At 65.9% G+C, this 14,503-nt stretch carries 12 protein-coding genes and 4 tRNA genes; 9 read left to right on the forward strand and 7 right to left on the reverse strand.

Annotated elements, in window-relative coordinates; translation table 11 throughout:
- Positions 1-222: 222 nt before the first annotated feature.
- Positions 223-312, reverse strand: a tRNA-Ser gene (locus AB4083_RS02390).
- A gap of 112 nt (positions 313-424) precedes the next feature.
- Between AB4083_RS02390 and AB4083_RS02395 the strand changes: the two genes are divergently transcribed.
- Complete coding sequence (locus AB4083_RS02395) at positions 425-1,126, forward strand: PP2C family protein-serine/threonine phosphatase (RefSeq protein WP_441606151.1); 702 nt, start codon at positions 425-427, stop codon at positions 1,124-1,126.
- Between the two features lie 10 nt (positions 1,127-1,136).
- Here the strand turns inward: AB4083_RS02395 and lepB are convergent, their stop codons facing one another.
- Both lepB and ppsA read right to left on the reverse strand, forming a co-directional pair.
- Entirely contained in the window at positions 1,137-1,811 is a 675-nt protein-coding gene (lepB, locus tag AB4083_RS02400) for a signal peptidase I (RefSeq protein WP_441606152.1), read from the reverse strand.
- Between the two features lie 136 nt (positions 1,812-1,947).
- Positions 1,948-4,335, reverse strand: a complete 2,388-nt coding sequence (gene ppsA, locus AB4083_RS02405; RefSeq protein ID WP_441606153.1) for a phosphoenolpyruvate synthase — start codon at positions 4,333-4,335, stop codon at positions 1,948-1,950.
- A 219-nt stretch (positions 4,336-4,554) separates the two neighbouring features.
- Here ppsA and ppsR point away from each other — a divergent pair, with 219 nt between their 5' ends.
- Both ppsR and AB4083_RS02415 read left to right on the forward strand, forming a co-directional pair.
- A complete protein-coding gene (ppsR, locus tag AB4083_RS02410) occupies positions 4,555-5,370 on the forward strand; it encodes a posphoenolpyruvate synthetase regulatory kinase/phosphorylase PpsR (protein ID WP_441606154.1) in 816 nt (271 codons plus the stop codon).
- 25 nt (positions 5,371-5,395) lie between these two features.
- A complete protein-coding gene (locus AB4083_RS02415) occupies positions 5,396-5,896 on the forward strand; it encodes a DUF1249 domain-containing protein (RefSeq protein ID WP_441606155.1) in 501 nt (166 codons plus the stop codon).
- An 80-nt stretch (positions 5,897-5,976) separates the two neighbouring features.
- On the opposite strand, the gene AB4083_RS02420 is transcribed toward AB4083_RS02415, so the two are convergent.
- The 3 genes from AB4083_RS02420 to AB4083_RS02430 form a co-directional block, all read right to left on the reverse strand.
- Positions 5,977-6,053, reverse strand: a tRNA-Asp gene (locus AB4083_RS02420).
- A gap of 89 nt (positions 6,054-6,142) precedes the next feature.
- Positions 6,143-6,218, reverse strand: a tRNA-Glu gene (locus AB4083_RS02425).
- Positions 6,219-6,234: 16 nt separating this feature from the next.
- A tRNA-Ala gene (locus tag AB4083_RS02430) sits at positions 6,235-6,310 on the reverse strand.
- 210 nt (positions 6,311-6,520) lie between these two features.
- Between AB4083_RS02430 and AB4083_RS02435 the strand changes: the two genes are divergently transcribed.
- The 5 genes from AB4083_RS02435 (at position 6,521) to AB4083_RS02455 (ending at position 11,624) form a co-directional block, all read left to right on the forward strand.
- Complete coding sequence (locus AB4083_RS02435) at positions 6,521-8,287, forward strand: cation:proton antiporter (RefSeq protein WP_441606156.1); 1,767 nt, start codon at positions 6,521-6,523, stop codon at positions 8,285-8,287.
- Between the two features lie 173 nt (positions 8,288-8,460).
- Positions 8,461-9,234 carry an FKBP-type peptidyl-prolyl cis-trans isomerase N-terminal domain-containing protein gene (locus tag AB4083_RS02440; protein WP_441606157.1) on the forward strand — a complete coding sequence of 258 codons (774 nt, stop codon included), beginning with the start codon at positions 8,461-8,463 and terminating at the stop codon, positions 9,232-9,234.
- A gap of 181 nt (positions 9,235-9,415) precedes the next feature.
- On the forward strand, positions 9,416-10,753 hold the full coding sequence (locus AB4083_RS02445) for a UDP-glucose dehydrogenase family protein (RefSeq protein ID WP_441606158.1): 1,338 nt from the start codon (positions 9,416-9,418) through the stop codon (positions 10,751-10,753).
- A 7-nt stretch (positions 10,754-10,760) separates the two neighbouring features.
- The gene (locus AB4083_RS02450; protein ID WP_441606159.1) at positions 10,761-10,970 is read left to right on the forward strand and encodes a SlyX family protein; all 210 of its coding nucleotides are present in this window, start codon (positions 10,761-10,763) and stop codon (positions 10,968-10,970) included.
- Positions 10,971-11,021: 51 nt separating this feature from the next.
- The gene (locus tag AB4083_RS02455; RefSeq protein WP_441606160.1) at positions 11,022-11,624 is read left to right on the forward strand and encodes a DUF2058 family protein; all 603 of its coding nucleotides are present in this window, start codon (positions 11,022-11,024) and stop codon (positions 11,622-11,624) included.
- 119 nt (positions 11,625-11,743) lie between these two features.
- Here AB4083_RS02455 and AB4083_RS02460 read toward each other — a convergent pair whose 3' ends face one another.
- On the reverse strand, positions 11,744-13,804 hold the full coding sequence (locus AB4083_RS02460) for a 3-hydroxyacyl-CoA dehydrogenase NAD-binding domain-containing protein (RefSeq protein ID WP_441606161.1): 2,061 nt from the start codon (positions 13,802-13,804) through the stop codon (positions 11,744-11,746).
- A 200-nt stretch (positions 13,805-14,004) separates the two neighbouring features.
- On the opposite strand from AB4083_RS02460, the gene AB4083_RS02465 reads away from it, so the two are divergent.
- Positions 14,005-14,499, forward strand: a complete 495-nt coding sequence (locus AB4083_RS02465) for a hypothetical protein (protein WP_441606162.1) — start codon at positions 14,005-14,007, stop codon at positions 14,497-14,499.
- Positions 14,500-14,503: the final 4 nt, after the last annotated feature.

Genomic DNA, 14,503 nt, shown 5'->3' on the forward strand with positions numbered 1-14,503 from the left:
GGGCGTTTTTGTTTTTGGCTTCGATTGACGGGGCGCTTCGGTTTGGAAGGGTGGGATTGTTCGGCCCATCCATGGGCCGAACCCCTCCGCGCTGCGCGCTGCGGGGCCAGCCTGCGGCTGTCCAAATTTGTTCCAGACAAATTTGTCGAACCGGGTGGGTTCGTCCACACCACCCTCTCCGCCAGAAACGCAAACGCCCCCGCATGGGGGCGTTTGCGTTTCTGGCGGAGAGGGTGGGATTCGAACCCACGGTACGCTTACACGTACGCCTGATTTCGAGTCAGGTACATTCGACCACTCTGCCACCTCTCCAAAGGGGTCACACGGTGGTCCGCGCGAGCCGGCAATCATACGCGGGGCGATCCATCGTGACAACTCCCTATCCATGGGGCATGCTCCGCGCAGACATTTCCTGCGGATGCCCATGATCGAGTTCGGACACGGTACCCACGTCGGCCTGCGGCGTGCGCGCAATGAAGACACCTATTACGCCGATGCTGGCCAGGGCCTGTTCCTGGTCGCCGACGGCATGGGTGGCCATCAGCATGGCGAGGTGGCTTCAGCTTTGGTGCGCGACGCGGTGGCCGATCTGGTGACTCGCGGCCACAGTCTGATCGAGGCGATCAAGGGCGCCGGCGAGCGGTTGATGGCGCAGGCGCGCGGCTACCGCGACGCATTGCCGATGGGCACTACCATCGCCGCGTTGCGGCTGAGCCCGGGTAACTATGAAGTGGCATGGGTGGGCGACAGCCGCATCTATCTGTGGAAGAACGGGCTGAAGCAGATCAGCCACGACCATTCGCTGGTGCAGGAACTGGTCGCTGCCGGCACGCTCGATCCGGCCCAGGCCGCGCGCCATCCGCAGCGTAACGTCATCACCCAGGCGCTTGGCATCACCGCGGTGGATCAACTGCATATCGGCCTGGCGCGCGGCAAGCTGGAACCGGGGATGGCGTTCCTGTTGTGCAGCGATGGATTGACCGAGGAAGTGAGCGATGCGGTGATCGCCGGCATCGTGGAGCGCCGCGATCTGGCTGCGCAGGAATGCGTGGACCATCTCGTGCTTGCCGCGCTGGAAGGCGGCGGCAGCGACAACATCACGGTGATTCTCGCCCGAGCCAATTGAGCTCGCTCTGCTATTCCAGCCGGGTCCAGTAACGCCCGCTGCGTGGCAGATAGTGGTGATCCGGATCCAGCGAAATCGCCACCCGCGTCGCCCGCCCCGTGATCTCTTTCCGCGGAAAGAATCCGTAGTAGCGCGAGTCTCGACTGTTATCGCGGTTGTCGCCCATCAACAGATACTGACTCGGCGGCACCGTCACCGGCCCGAAGTTTCGATCCGCACTGGCGTTGTAATCCGACCAGCGCACCGCATGGCTGCGGCCATCGACGTTCTCGGCGACATACGTCGCCGGATCCCACGCATCGTCGCCGATGCCATCGACGTGCATCGTCCGGTAGTCCGCAAAGCGTCCATTGACGTACAGCCGATTCCCGCGCAACGCCACGACGTCGCCCGGCACGCCGATCACACGCTTCACCAATCGCTCGCCCGCCGTGCTCGATTCCAGCACCACGATGTCGCCACGCGCTGGGTCGCCCCGATGCATCAGCGACACGTGCGTAAACGGCAGGCGGATGTCATACGCCGCCTTGTCCACCATGATCCGGTCGCCAATCCGAATGGTCGGTTGCATCGACCCGGTCGGCACCACGTTCCAATCCGCCACCGCGCTGCGGAACACCAGCATGCAGAACATGAAAACAATGAAGCCGCGGTTTCTCGCGAGGAATGGCTTCAGCCGGTTCATGGTTGTTTCCCCTGGCATGGGCGAGAACCGCCCATGCGGGAAGACCTGTGCCGGGTGATGAAGTTCCGCCCTGCTGACGGACAAAAAAAGGGGCGGTGATTGACCGCCCCTTCCAAGGTCCTGCCGCAAGCCGGCCTTAGCCGGCCTTCTTCTTTGCCAGACGCAACCAGGTATCCACCACCGTATCCGGATTGAGCGACACCGACTCGATGCCCTGGTCCATCAGCCACTCGGCCAGGTCCGGATGATCCGACGGCCCCTGGCCGCAGATGCCCACGTACTTGCCCTTGTCGCGTGCGGTCTTGATCGCCATCGCCAGCAGCTTCTTCACCGCCGGGTCGCGCTCGTCGAACAGGTTGGCGACGATGCTGGAATCGCGGTCCAGGCCCAGGGTGAGCTGGGTGAGGTCGTTGGAGCCGATCGAGAAGCCGTCGAAGATGTCCAGGAACTCGTCGGCGAGCAGGGCGTTCGACGGCACCTCGCACATCATGATGATCTTCAGCGCTTCCTCGCCGTGCGCGCTGGCGCCCTGCTTGAGGCCATTCCTGGCGAGCACTTCGACCACCTTGCGGCCTTCGCCCAGGGTGCGCACGAACGGGATCATCACCCACACGTTGTCCAGGCCCATCACTTCGCGCACGCGCTTGACCGCCTTGCACTCCAGCGCGAACGATTCGGCGAAGCCGGCGTCGACATAGCGGCTGGCGCCGCGGTAGCCGATCATCGGGTTCTCTTCGTGCGGCTCGTAGCGCGCGCCGCCGAGCAGGTTGGCGTATTCGTTGGACTTGAAGTCGGACAGGCGCACGATCACCGGCTTCGGAAACACCGAGGCGGCGATGGTCGCGATGCCTTCGGCCAGGCGGTCGACGTAGAACGACACCGGGTCGGCATAGCCGGCGATGCGCTCGTCGATTTTGGCCTTGGTGGCGGCGTCCTGCTTGCCGTATTCCAGCAGGGCCTTCGGATGCACGCCGATATGGCTGGCGATGATCATCTCCAGGCGGGCCAGGCCGATGCCGGCGTTCGGCAGCTGGCCGAAGTCGAAGGCGCGCTCGGGGTTGGCCACGTTCATCATGATCTTCAGCGGCGCCTCGGGCATGGCGCCGAGATCCGCGGTGACGCGGTCGAACTTGAGGATGCCTTCGTAGATGGTGCCGGTGTCGCCTTCGGCGCAGGACACGGTGACGTCGGCGCCGTCAGGAATCTTTTCCAGCGCATTGCCGGTGCCCACCACGGCGGGCACGCCCAGTTCGCGCGCGATGATCGCCGCGTGGCAGGTGCGGCCGCCGCGGTTGGTGACGATGGCGGAGGCGCGCTTCATCACCGGCTCCCAGTCGGGATCGGTCATGTCGGCCACCAGCACGTCGCCGGGCTGCACCTTGTTCATGTCGGCCAGCGTGCGGATCACGCGCGCCTTGCCGGCGCCGATCTTCTGGCCGATGGCGCGGCCTTCGGCCAGCACCTTGCCCTTCTCGCCGAGATGGAAACGCTCGAGCTGGGTGGCATGCGCGCGCGACTTCACCGTCTCCGGGCGGGCCTGCACGATGTACAGCTTGCCGGTGTTGCCGTCCTTCGCCCATTCGATGTCCATCGGGCGGCCGTAGTGCTGCTCGATGATCAGCGCCTGCCTGGACAGCTCCTGCACGTCCTCGTCGTTGATGCAGAAGCGCTGCCGCAGTGCATCGGGAGTCGGCTCGGTCTTGACGCGCTCGCCCGGCGTGGACGAATACACCATGCGCAGCTGCTTGGCGCCGAGCTGGCGGCGCAGCACGGCCGGCTTGCCCTGCCTGAGGGTGGGCTTGAACACGTAGAACTCGTCCGGATTGACCGCGCCCTGCACGACCATCTCGCCCAGGCCGTAGGAGCCGGTGACGAAGACCACGTCGCGGAAGCCGGACTCGGTGTCCAGGGTGAACAGCACGCCGGAGGCGCCCACGTCCGAGCGCACCATCAGCTGCACGCCGGCGGACAGGAACACGTCCTCGTGCTTGAAGCCCTGGTGCACGCGGTAGGCGATGGCGCGGTCGTTGTAGAGCGAGGCGAAGACTTCCTTCACCTTGTGCAGCACGTCGTCGATGCCGACCACGTTGAGGAAGGTTTCCTGCTGGCCGGCGAAGGAGGCGTCGGGCAGGTCCTCGGCGGTGGCGGAGGAGCGCACGGCCACCGCGATATCGTCGGCGCCGGCGTCCTTGCAAAGCTTGGCGTAGGCCTCGCGGATGGCCTGGTCGAGGTCCGCCGGCAGCGGCGTCTCGGTGACCCACTCGCGGATCTCCTTGCCGGCGGCGGTGAGCGCGTCGACGTCGTCGACGTTGAGGCCGGCCAGGCGGGCCTGGATGCGCTTGGCCACGCCGCTCTTGTCCAGGTACTGCTGGAACGCGTCGGCGGTGGTGGCGAAGCCGCCGGGCACGGACACCCCAAGCTTGGCCAGGTTGCCGATCATCTCGCCGAGCGACGCATTCTTGCCGCCGACCTTGGCCAGGTCGGTCATGCGCAGCGAGTCGAGCCAAAGCACCAGATCGTTCAAGGGAGTCTCCTCAAGAGCTCGGTAGGGGTAGCCTGGAGCGGTCAAAAATCGGCCGCAAAGAACTGGTATTGTCCGCTGCCGATGGTGCACGGCACAAGAAGACCATTGCCGCCCACTGCCGCGCCAACTGCATACCAGTCAGGCGAGGGTCAAGCAAAGACAGGAATTCATGCTTGCGCTAAGGTGGCGCCCAACTTTTCTGGGCCCGGCGGAACAGCTATGCGGCGTACCGTTTTTTACATCTCCGATTCCACTGGTATTACAGCGGAGACGATCGGCAACAGCATCCTGGCCCAGTTCGAGGGCGTGCAGTTCGACAAGCATCGCCTGCCGTTCGTGGACGATGCGCAAAAAGCCGAAGCCGCCGCGCTGCGCATCAAGACGCGTTATGCCCAAAGTGGCGAGCGGCCGATCGTGGTCAACACCATGGCCTCGCGCGACCTGTGCGAGATCGTGGCGGCCAGCGGGGCGCTGATGCTGGACGTGTTCGCGCCGTTCATCGGCCCGCTGGAAGATGAACTGGGCGCCAAGCGTTCGGGGGCGGTGAACCGTTCGCACGGCCTGGTCGATTTCGACAAGTACGAGGCGCGCATCAACGCCACCAACTACGCGTTGTCACACGACGACGGCATCGATGTGGACTACGCCCAGGCCGACCTGATCCTGGTCGGCGTGTCCCGCTCGGGCAAGACGCCGACCTGCCTGTACATGGCCTTGCATTACGGGGTGAGCGCCGCCAACTACCCCCTCACCGACGACGACCTCGACAAGCTGGAGTTGCCGGTGCGGCTGCGCCCCTACCGGGACCGGTTGTTCGGCCTGACCATCGATCCGCAGCGCCTGGCGCAGATCCGCGAGCAGCGGCGCGCCGGCAGCCGGTATGCGACCCTGCAGCAGTGTCGCTGGGAGCTGGAGCAGGCCGAGAAGCTGATGCGGCGGGAAAGCATCCCCAGCCTCAACACCACGCATACCTCGATCGAAGAGATCGCGAGCAAGATCCTTGACCGCTTCGGTATCGAGCGGACCATGTTCTGACCTGAGCGGAGTAGCCAACGTCCCTATGAGTGCCGTGCTGGACAGTCGCCAGTCCCTGCTGCCGGATCGCTTCGGCTTCCTGATGGGACTGTATGCGGAGAACTACCATCGCCTGGCGCACCTGTTCGCACCGCACGAACTGGCGCCGGGGTTCTACGTATCGAGCGTGGACGACGGACTCGATGTCCGCCTGCAGGTGCAGGAACGCCACCCCTATACGCTGGAACTGGAACTGACCTACGACTTTCTCGATGCCAACACCGGGCAGCCTTCGCCGTCGGCGCAGTTGCGCATGTACACCGACGCGCATGTGGCCGAGGCGTTGCACTGCCATCCCGGCCGCCATCTGTGGCAGGTGCTGGGGCCGTTTCCGCCCGCGCACACGGTGCTGCAGCATCGGCTGCGCATGAACGGGTTCCTCTCTCGCTGGCTCGAATACCTGGCGGAGCAGGGGCATTCGCGCGGCACGCTGGAACCGCTGGCGCAGCACAAACCAGTGGAGTTGCCGCCGGGGCACGAGCTGTAAGTACGCTTCGGGAGAAGAGGGCGGACGTGCCGGATCGCAGGCAACAAAAAACCCGCGCGAGGCGGGTTTCTTGGAAAAAGTGGCGGAGCGGACGGGACTCGAACCCGCGACCTCCGGCGTGACAGGCCAGCATTCTAACCGACTGAACTACCGCTCCGCATTTTTCAAACAGCTAAAACCAGTAAAACCGAGAGGCCCCTGATTCCCAATGCTTGCCGTTACTTTTTGCAAAGTGCCGGCTTGAATTGGCGTCCCCACGGGGATTCGAACCCCGGTCGCCACCGTGAAAGGGTGATGTCCTAGGCCTCTAGACGATGGGGACGTAATCTTAAATTTAGTGGTGGAGCCAGGCGGGATCGAACCGCCGACCTCCTGCATGCCATGCAGGCGCTCTCCCAGCTGAGCTATGGCCCCACTGCTGTGGAGCCCGAAAGAATAAGTTGGGATCGGGGTTTCGTCAAGCGCTCGCGAATAAAATCTTTCACAAATGTTGGCGTCGCGTGGCAGCGGCAAGTCCGCTCGAAGCATGTGCCGGCGAGGAGCTCCGCGAAGCTGCGGTTCGGGCCTTGCCGTGTAGTCTTGCGATGACTCGTCGTCTTGCGATGACTCGACACGGATGCGCACATGCACGATCTGCACTTCATCCAGGACCTCGCCACGGTGATGCTGGTCGCCGGCCTCACCACGGTGATTTTCCAGCGGCTGCGCCAGCCGGTGGTGCTGGGTTACATCATCGCCGGCGTGCTGGTCGGGCCGTATACGTCGCCGGTGATCTTCATCCACGACGAAGACACCATCCGCACCTTGTCCGAGCTGGGCATGATCCTGCTGCTGTTCGCCTTGGGCCTGGAATTCAGCCTCAAGAAGCTCAAGGCGGTGGGCGGCGCGGCGCTGGTGGCGGCGGTGTGCGAGATCGTGCTGATGGTGTGGATCGGCTACGAAATCGGCCGCTTCTTCGGCTGGACGCCGATGGATTCGATGTTCCTCGGCGCGATGCTGTCGATCTCTTCCACCACCATCATCATGAAGGCGCTGGACGACCTCGACCTCAAGCGCGAACGCTTCGCGCAGCTGATCTTCGGCATCCTGATCATCGAGGACGTGCTCGCCGTGGTGCTGATGGCGCTGCTCACCGGCATCGCCAGCACCGGCGACCTGGAAGCAGGGCAGGCGATGGAGGCGGTCGGGCGCCTGATGCTGTTCATGGTGGTGTCGCTGGTGGTGGGCCTGCTGCTGGTGCCGCGGGTGGTGGACTACATCGCGCGGGTGGCCCGCGACGACGTGCTGCTGGTGGCGGTGCTGGGCTTGTGCTTCGGCTTCTGCCTGCTGGTGACCGAAATGGGCTACAGCATCGCGCTGGGCGCGTTCCTGATCGGCGCGATCGTCGGCGAATCCGACAGCGTGGCGCGGGTGGAGCGGATCATCACGCCGGTGCGCGACATGTTCAGCGCGGTGTTCTTCGTCGCCATCGGCATGCTGATCGATCCGGCGCTGCTGGCGCAGTACGCGCTGCCGATCACGGTGGTCACCATCGTGGTGGTGCTGGGCAAGGTGATCACCTGCAGCTTCGGCACCTTCGTCGCCGGCAACGGCGGGCGCACCTCGCTGCGGGTGGGCATGGGGCTGGCGCAGATCGGCGAGTTCTCGTTCGTGATCGCCTCGCTGGGCCTTACCTTGAAGGTGACCAGCAGCTTTCTGTATCCGGTGGCGGTGGCGGTGTCGGCCATCACCACCTTTCTTACGCCGTACCTGATCCGTGGCGCCGATCCGCTCGCCGGTTTCCTCGGGCGGCGCATGCCGTCCGGGGCCAGCGGCATGTTCAATGCCTATACCGACTGGATGGGCAACCTGAGCCTGAGCGGGCAGGGCGCGATGGTGATGAAGATGATCCGTCGCCTGGTGTGGCACGTGATCATCAACATGATGCTGGTGGTGGCGGTGTTCCTGATCATGGCCTATCTGTATCGTCGGCAATTCTTCCACTGGGAATGGTTGAACCAGCGCCCGCTGGTGGAGCGCACGCTGGCCTGGTCGGTCGCCGCGCTGCTGTCGCTGCCGATGATCGTCGCCGCATATCGCAAGGCTGCCGCGCTGGGCATGCTGCTGGCGGAGCTGAGCATTCCGGAGCGGCTGGGCGGGGCGCTCAACGTGAAAATCCGCTCGGTGCTGGCACGTCTCGTGCCACTGGCGGCGATGTGGGTGCTCGGCCTGCTGGTGGCGGCGCTGGCTTCGACCATCCTGCCGCCGCGGGAGGTGGCGCTGGTGCTGGTTCTGGTCGGCCTGGCGCTGACCTGGCTGCTGTGGCGCGTGCTGGTACAGGTGCATGCGCGACTGCAGGCCGCGCTCAGGGACACGCTGGAACGCGATGGCCGACCGAACGGGCATTCGTGAAGAAAATCGCAAAATGCCACGATGTCACGTGCTTTGAACCTTTATATGGCCTAATGGTCGACATTCGACATCGTTGCTAAGACCGGGAAGGCGCCGCACAATGCGTGGCGCTGCCTCCATCCGGGAGGCCCGTCCGGTGAGCACCGGGACATCCAAAAACGAGGGAGTTTCAAATGAAGCAATTCTTGCGTCCCACGCTGACGGCCGCCGCCCTGGCGGTTGCGCTGGGCCTCACCGCCGGCGCGCACGCCCAGGCCGCCAAAACCGCCGCTCCGGCGGCCGGCGCGGTCGACAAGACCAAGGCCAGCTATGTGGTCGGCTGGGACCTGGCCAGCCAGCTGCCTCCGCTCGTGCGCGAGGAAGTGGACCCGGCCACCGTGGCCCGCGCTGTGCAGTCCGCCCTGTCCGGCCAGAAGCCGACCATGAGCGAGGCTGAAGCGAAGCAGGTGCGCGACGCGTTCGTCGCCAATCTGCAGACCAAGGCCAAGGCTGAATACGAGAAGGTCGCCTCCAAGAACAAGACCGACGGCGACGCCTACCTGGCCAAGAACAAGTCCGCCGCCGGCGTGAAGACCACCGCCTCGGGCCTGCAGTACCAGGTGCTCAGCCAGGGCACCGGCGCCCGTCCGGGCCCGAACGACACCGTGCAGGTGAACTACGTCGGCAGCTTCGTCAATGGCGACGTGTTCGACGATTCGTCCAAGCACGAGGGCAGCACCGGTCCGGCCTCGATCCCGCTTTCCGGCGTGATCCCGGGCTTCCGCGAAGGCCTGCAGCTGATGCAGGTGGGCGGCCACTACAAGCTGTTCATCCCGTCCAACATCGCCTATGGCGCGCAGCCGCAGAACGGCTTCCCGCCGAACTCGACGATCATCTTCGACGTCACCCTGGTGAAGACCGGCGCCACGCCGGCCGGCGCCGCTGGCGATCAGGGCGGCGCGAAGTAAGCGTCAGCCGTTCGCAGCAGACATCGCGGCAAACATGGCAAGGGGCGCGAAGCGATTCGCGCCCCTTGCTCATTTGCGGCGGCGTCTTTTGCGGCGGCAGAATCAGACATCCCGAAAGCCCGATGCAGCAAGGCCCCCTGCTAGAATCTGCGGTCTAACGCATCGCGGAACCCTGCATACGATGAAAGTCACCATTTTCGGCACCGGTTACGTGGGCCTGGTCACCGGCGCCTGCCTGGCCGAGATGGGCAATCACGTGGTCTGCGTGGATATCGACGCGGCCAAGATCGAGCGCCTGAAGCGCGGCGAGATCCCGATCTACGAGCCGGGCCTGGAATCCATCGTCAAGCGCAACCACGCCAGCGGCCAGCTCGATTTCACCACCGACGCGGCGCCGGCGATCGCGCACGGCCAGGTGCTCTTCATCGCCGTCGGCACGCCGCCGGACGAAGACGGCAGCGCCGACCTCAAGTACGTGCTCGGCGTGGCGCGCACCATCGGCCAGCATCTGGATCGCTACGCCGTGGTGGTGAACAAGTCGACCGTGCCGGTGGGCACCGCCGACCGCGTGCGTGCAGCGGTCGCCGCCGAGCTTGCGGCGCGCGGCGTGCAGGTCGATTTCGACGTGGTCTCCAATCCCGAATTCCTGAAGGAGGGCGACGCGGTCGAGGACTGCCTGCGCCCGGACCGCATCATCATCGGCAGCTCCAGCGAGCGCGCGGTAGGCGTGCTGCGCAAGCTGTACGCGCCGTTCAACCGCAACCACGACCGCACAGTGGTGATGGACGAGCGCTCCGCCGAGCTGACCAAGTACGCCGCCAACGCCATGCTGGCGACCAAGATCAGCTTCATGAACGAAATCGCCAACATCGCCGAGCGCGTCGGCGCCGACGTGGAACTGGTGCGCCAGGGCATCGGCTCGGATCCGCGCATCGGCTATCACTTCATCTATCCCGGCGCCGGCTATGGCGGCTCGTGTTTCCCGAAAGACGTGCAGGCGCTGGAGCGCACCGCGCGCGGCGTCGGCTACGAGGCGCGCCTGCTCGGTGCGGTCGAGTCGGTGAACCACGACCAGAAGGGCAAGTTGTTCGAGCTGATCTCGCGCCATTTCGACGGCGACCTCAAGGGCCGCACCATCGCGCTGTGGGGCCTGGCCTTCAAGCCGAACACCGACGACATGCGCGAGGCCTCGAGCCGCCGCGTGATGGAAGCGCTGTGGGAAGCCGGCGCCAGCGTGCGCGCGTTCGACCCGGAAGCGCGCGAGGAAACCCATCGCCTCTACGGCGACCGCGCCGACCTGGTGCTGTGCGACAACGCCTACCAGGCGCTGCAGGGCGCCGACGTGCTGGCCATCGTCACCGAGTGGAAGGCGTTCCGCAGCCCGGATTTCGCACGCATCCGCGGCGCGCTGAAAAGCCCCGCGATCTTCGACGGCCGCAATCTGTACGATCCGTCCGCGGTCGAGGAAGCGGGCCTGGCCTACTACGGCATCGGCCGCGGCCGCAGCCTGAGGGTGTGAGGTGTCCGTGACGCTCGAACAACGCCTGACCGAACTGGAAGTGCGCCTCACCTTTCTCGACGACACGGTGAACGCCCTGGTCGCCACCGAGACCGAACAGGCGCAGCGCATCCTGAAACTGGAGCAGCTGCTGCGCGATCTGCGCCACGAACTGGTGGCGCTGCGCACCACGCAGTCGCTCGACTCGCACAGCGAGCCGCCGCCGCCGCATTATTGATGCGTCGGTTGTCCCCCGTTCCGATCCACACGTACGACAGGTTTATCGATCATGGCCGATTCCCTGCGCGATCAGCTGCTCAAGAGCGGCATCGTCAAACAGGTGCGCGACGAGAAGCGCGCGTCCCAGCCGCCTGCTGGCAAGCCGGCGCACACGCCCTTCCACAAGCAGGGCAACAAGCCGGTTAATTCCTCGGCCAAACCGGGCGGCAAGCCGCAGCACCCGCCCGCGCGCGCGCCGCGCGACGGCGAGATCGACCTGGCCAAGGCCTATGCGATCCGCAAGCAGGCCGAGTCCACCGAGCGCCGCCAGGCGGAGCAGGCGGCGGCCGAGGAAGCGCGCGTCAAGCGCGAGCGCAAGCAGCAGATCCAGGCCTTGCTGCAAGGCCAGGCCTTGAACAAGAAAGATGCCGAGCACGCGCGCCATTTCGAATACGGCGGCAAGATCCGCCGCGTCTACGTCGACCAGGCGCAGCTGGCCGCGATCAATGCGGGCGAGCTGGGCGTGGTGCAGCAGGGTGGCCACTATCTGGTGGTCACCCGCGCCATCGCCGAGCAGGTGCGCATCATCGACGCGCATCAGTTGGCGCTGCTGGCGGAGCCGGGTAGCAGCGGCGTGGGCGAAGACGGCGTGCCCGACGACCTGGTCTGGTAAGCGCCGCCGGAAACGCTGGGAATCGCGACAACCTATCGCTGTCATCCCGGCCTGCGCCGGGATGACGTGCAAAAAAAGGCCGGCGATGATGCCGGCCTTTTTTATTTCATGGCTTGTTTTCAAGCTTCCGGCGGCTGCGCCAGGATCGGCAGGTCCCAACCCTGCTTCGGCGCAAAACGCTCGCCATGCCGCTGCGCCAGCCGTTCCAGCTTGCCCTTGATCACGCTGGGGCCTTCGCTGCGCACGTACTGGATCGGGCCGCCGCGGAACGGTGCGAAGCCGGTGCCGAAGATCACGCCGGCATCGAGCAGGTCGGCATCGTCCACCACGCCGTCGGCGAGGCAGGCTACCGCTTCGTTGACCATCGGCAGCAGCATGCGCTCCTGCAGGTCGGCGGGAGCCGTGTAGTCCGGATCCACTTCCGGCTTCTGCGGCTTGCCTTCCTGCCACACGTAGAAACCCTGGCCGTCCTTCTTGCCGCGCTTGCCGGCGGCGAGCTTGTCCTCGATGCCCGGCGGCAGCTCCAGGCCCAGGAAGGGGGCCAGCTCCTTGCCGACCGAGGCGCATACGTCGAGGCCGACGGTGTCGGCCAGTTCGATCGGCCCCATCGGCATGCCGAACTTCTTCGCTTCCTTGTCCAGCACCGGGCCGGGTACGCCTTCGTTGTACAGGCGGATCGCTTCGAGCAGGTAAGGCATCAGGATGCGGTTGACCAGGAAGCCCGGCGTGCCCTTCACCGCCACCGGCAGCTTGCCGATCGCCTTGCAGAAGGCCAGCGCACGCTTTTCCACTTCCGGGTCGAGACCGTCGTGGCGCACCACTTCGACCAGCGGCATCTGCGCCACCGGATTGAAGAAATGCAGGCCCAGGAAACGCTGTGGCGCCTTGAGGCCCTGGCGCAGTTCGTCCAGCGGAATGCTGGAGGTGTTGGTGGCGAGCAATTCGTCGGCCTGGAACTGCGGCTCGATGGTGGCGTACAGCGCCTTCTTCGCCTCGGCGTTCTCGAAGATCGCCTCGATCGCCAGGCCCGCCGCGGCGACCCCCTTGCCCTCGACGTCGGCGCGCAGGCGGCGCGTGACTTCCTCGACCTTCTCCGGCGTCTTCAGCTTCTTTTCGTACAGCGCGCGCGCACGATCCAGCGCGGGCTGGATGAACTTCATCTCGCGGTCCTGCAGGGTCACCTGGAAACCCTTGAAGGCCGCCCAGGCCGCGATGTCGCCGCCCATCACGCCGGCGCCCACCACGTGCACGTGCTCGATGCCATGTTCGGCGCCGCTGCCCTGGCTCTTCAGGCGTTCCTGCAGCAGGAAGATGCGGATCAGATTGCGCGCGGTGCTGGTCTCGGCCAGCTTGGCCACCGAGCGCGCCTCCAGCTTCAGGCGCTGCTGGATGCTGGAACCGCCGCGCTGCCATACGCCGATCAGCGCGAACGGGGCGGGGTAGTGCTCCTTGCGCACCTTGGCCGCGGTCTGCTTGAGCACCATCGGCGCCAGGATCTTGCGCGCGGGCCAGGTATTGGTCGCCCACGCCTTCAGGCGCTGGGCGGCGGGGCGCACGTGCGGGCGGCGCAGCAGGGCGCGCGCTTCGGCCAGCAGCTCGGCCGGCGGGGCCAGGCGGTCGACCACGCCCAGCGCCGCCGCGCGCCGGGCCGACAAGGCCTTGCCGGTAAGCATCACCGGCAGCGCGTCGAGCGCGCCGATCAGGCGCGGCAGCCGCGCCGTGCCGCCCCAGCCGGGATGGATGCCGAGCATCACCTCGGGCAGGCCGATGCGGGTCTTTTCGTCGTCGGCGGCGATGCGCTGGCGGCAGGCCAGCACCAGTTCGGTGCCGCCGCCCATGCAGGCGCCGTGGATGGCGGCGACCGTGGGGCACGGCAGGCGGGCCAGCGATTCGAACACGCGCTGGCCGTTCTCGATGTTCTGCAGCACCGTGCCTTGCCTGGCGTATTCGACGAACTCCTTGATATCCGCGCCGACCGCGAAACCGCCCGGCTTGGCCGAGTGGATCAGCACACCGGCGGGCTTCTCGATCGACAGGCGCTCCACGATCTGGCCGAGCTCGTCCAGCACCTCGCGCGAAAGCGCGTTGACGCTGCTGTTGGCGCGGTCGAGCGTCAGGGTGACGATGCCGCTGTCGTCCAGGCTCGTCTTCCAGTGGTTGAAGCGCAATCCTTCGAACATGGGTCAGGTCCAGCGTGGAAAGGCTCGAACCATACCCTGCCGTAGCGTGGATTGCGAGATGGGCCAGGGGGCCACGCAAGTCCATGAAAATCGCGTAAAAGAGTGGCCTGTGCGCTGACGCAAGAAACCCGCCGGCGAATCCGGGGAGGCTGTTTCGGACGCTAGGCGAAGGCCCACGGACCGCGTAACTTACCTGCCCAATGAACACCTCCATTGCCGCCCCAGCCGTCCAGCCAGGTGCCGATATCCTCGAGCGCATCCTGGGTGCGCACGGTTGCCTGGTCTCGCTGGAGGACGCCGATGGCGATGCGCTGATCGGGCAGTTCCGCAGCCTGGTCCGCCGCACCGGCCAGGCGATCTACCTGTGGAGTCCGGAAGAAGGCCTGGGCAACCTGCGCGAGGAGCACGCCGAGAAGGCGCCGCATGCGCGGCTCAGCCAGGTGCTGCGCTATATCCAGCAGAGCAACCACTTCGGCATCTATCTGTTGCGCCGGCTGCCGTTGCCGCTGGCGGCGCCGGACGTGGCCCTGCTGCGCCAGCTCGCGCGCACGCCGACCGGTCACGTGCGCCGCGTGGTGCTGCTGGACGCGCCCGAATCGCTGGTCGAAGGACTGAGCGACGTGATCGTGCGGCTGAGCTGCCAGGTCAAGCCCGCGCACCGGCCGCGCCTGCGCGACGGCCGGTGGCTGCTTTGAACGC

The organism is Dyella sp. 2RAB6 (genome assembly GCF_052115385.1).
Taxonomy (GTDB): Bacteria; Pseudomonadota; Gammaproteobacteria; order Xanthomonadales; family Rhodanobacteraceae; genus Dyella_D.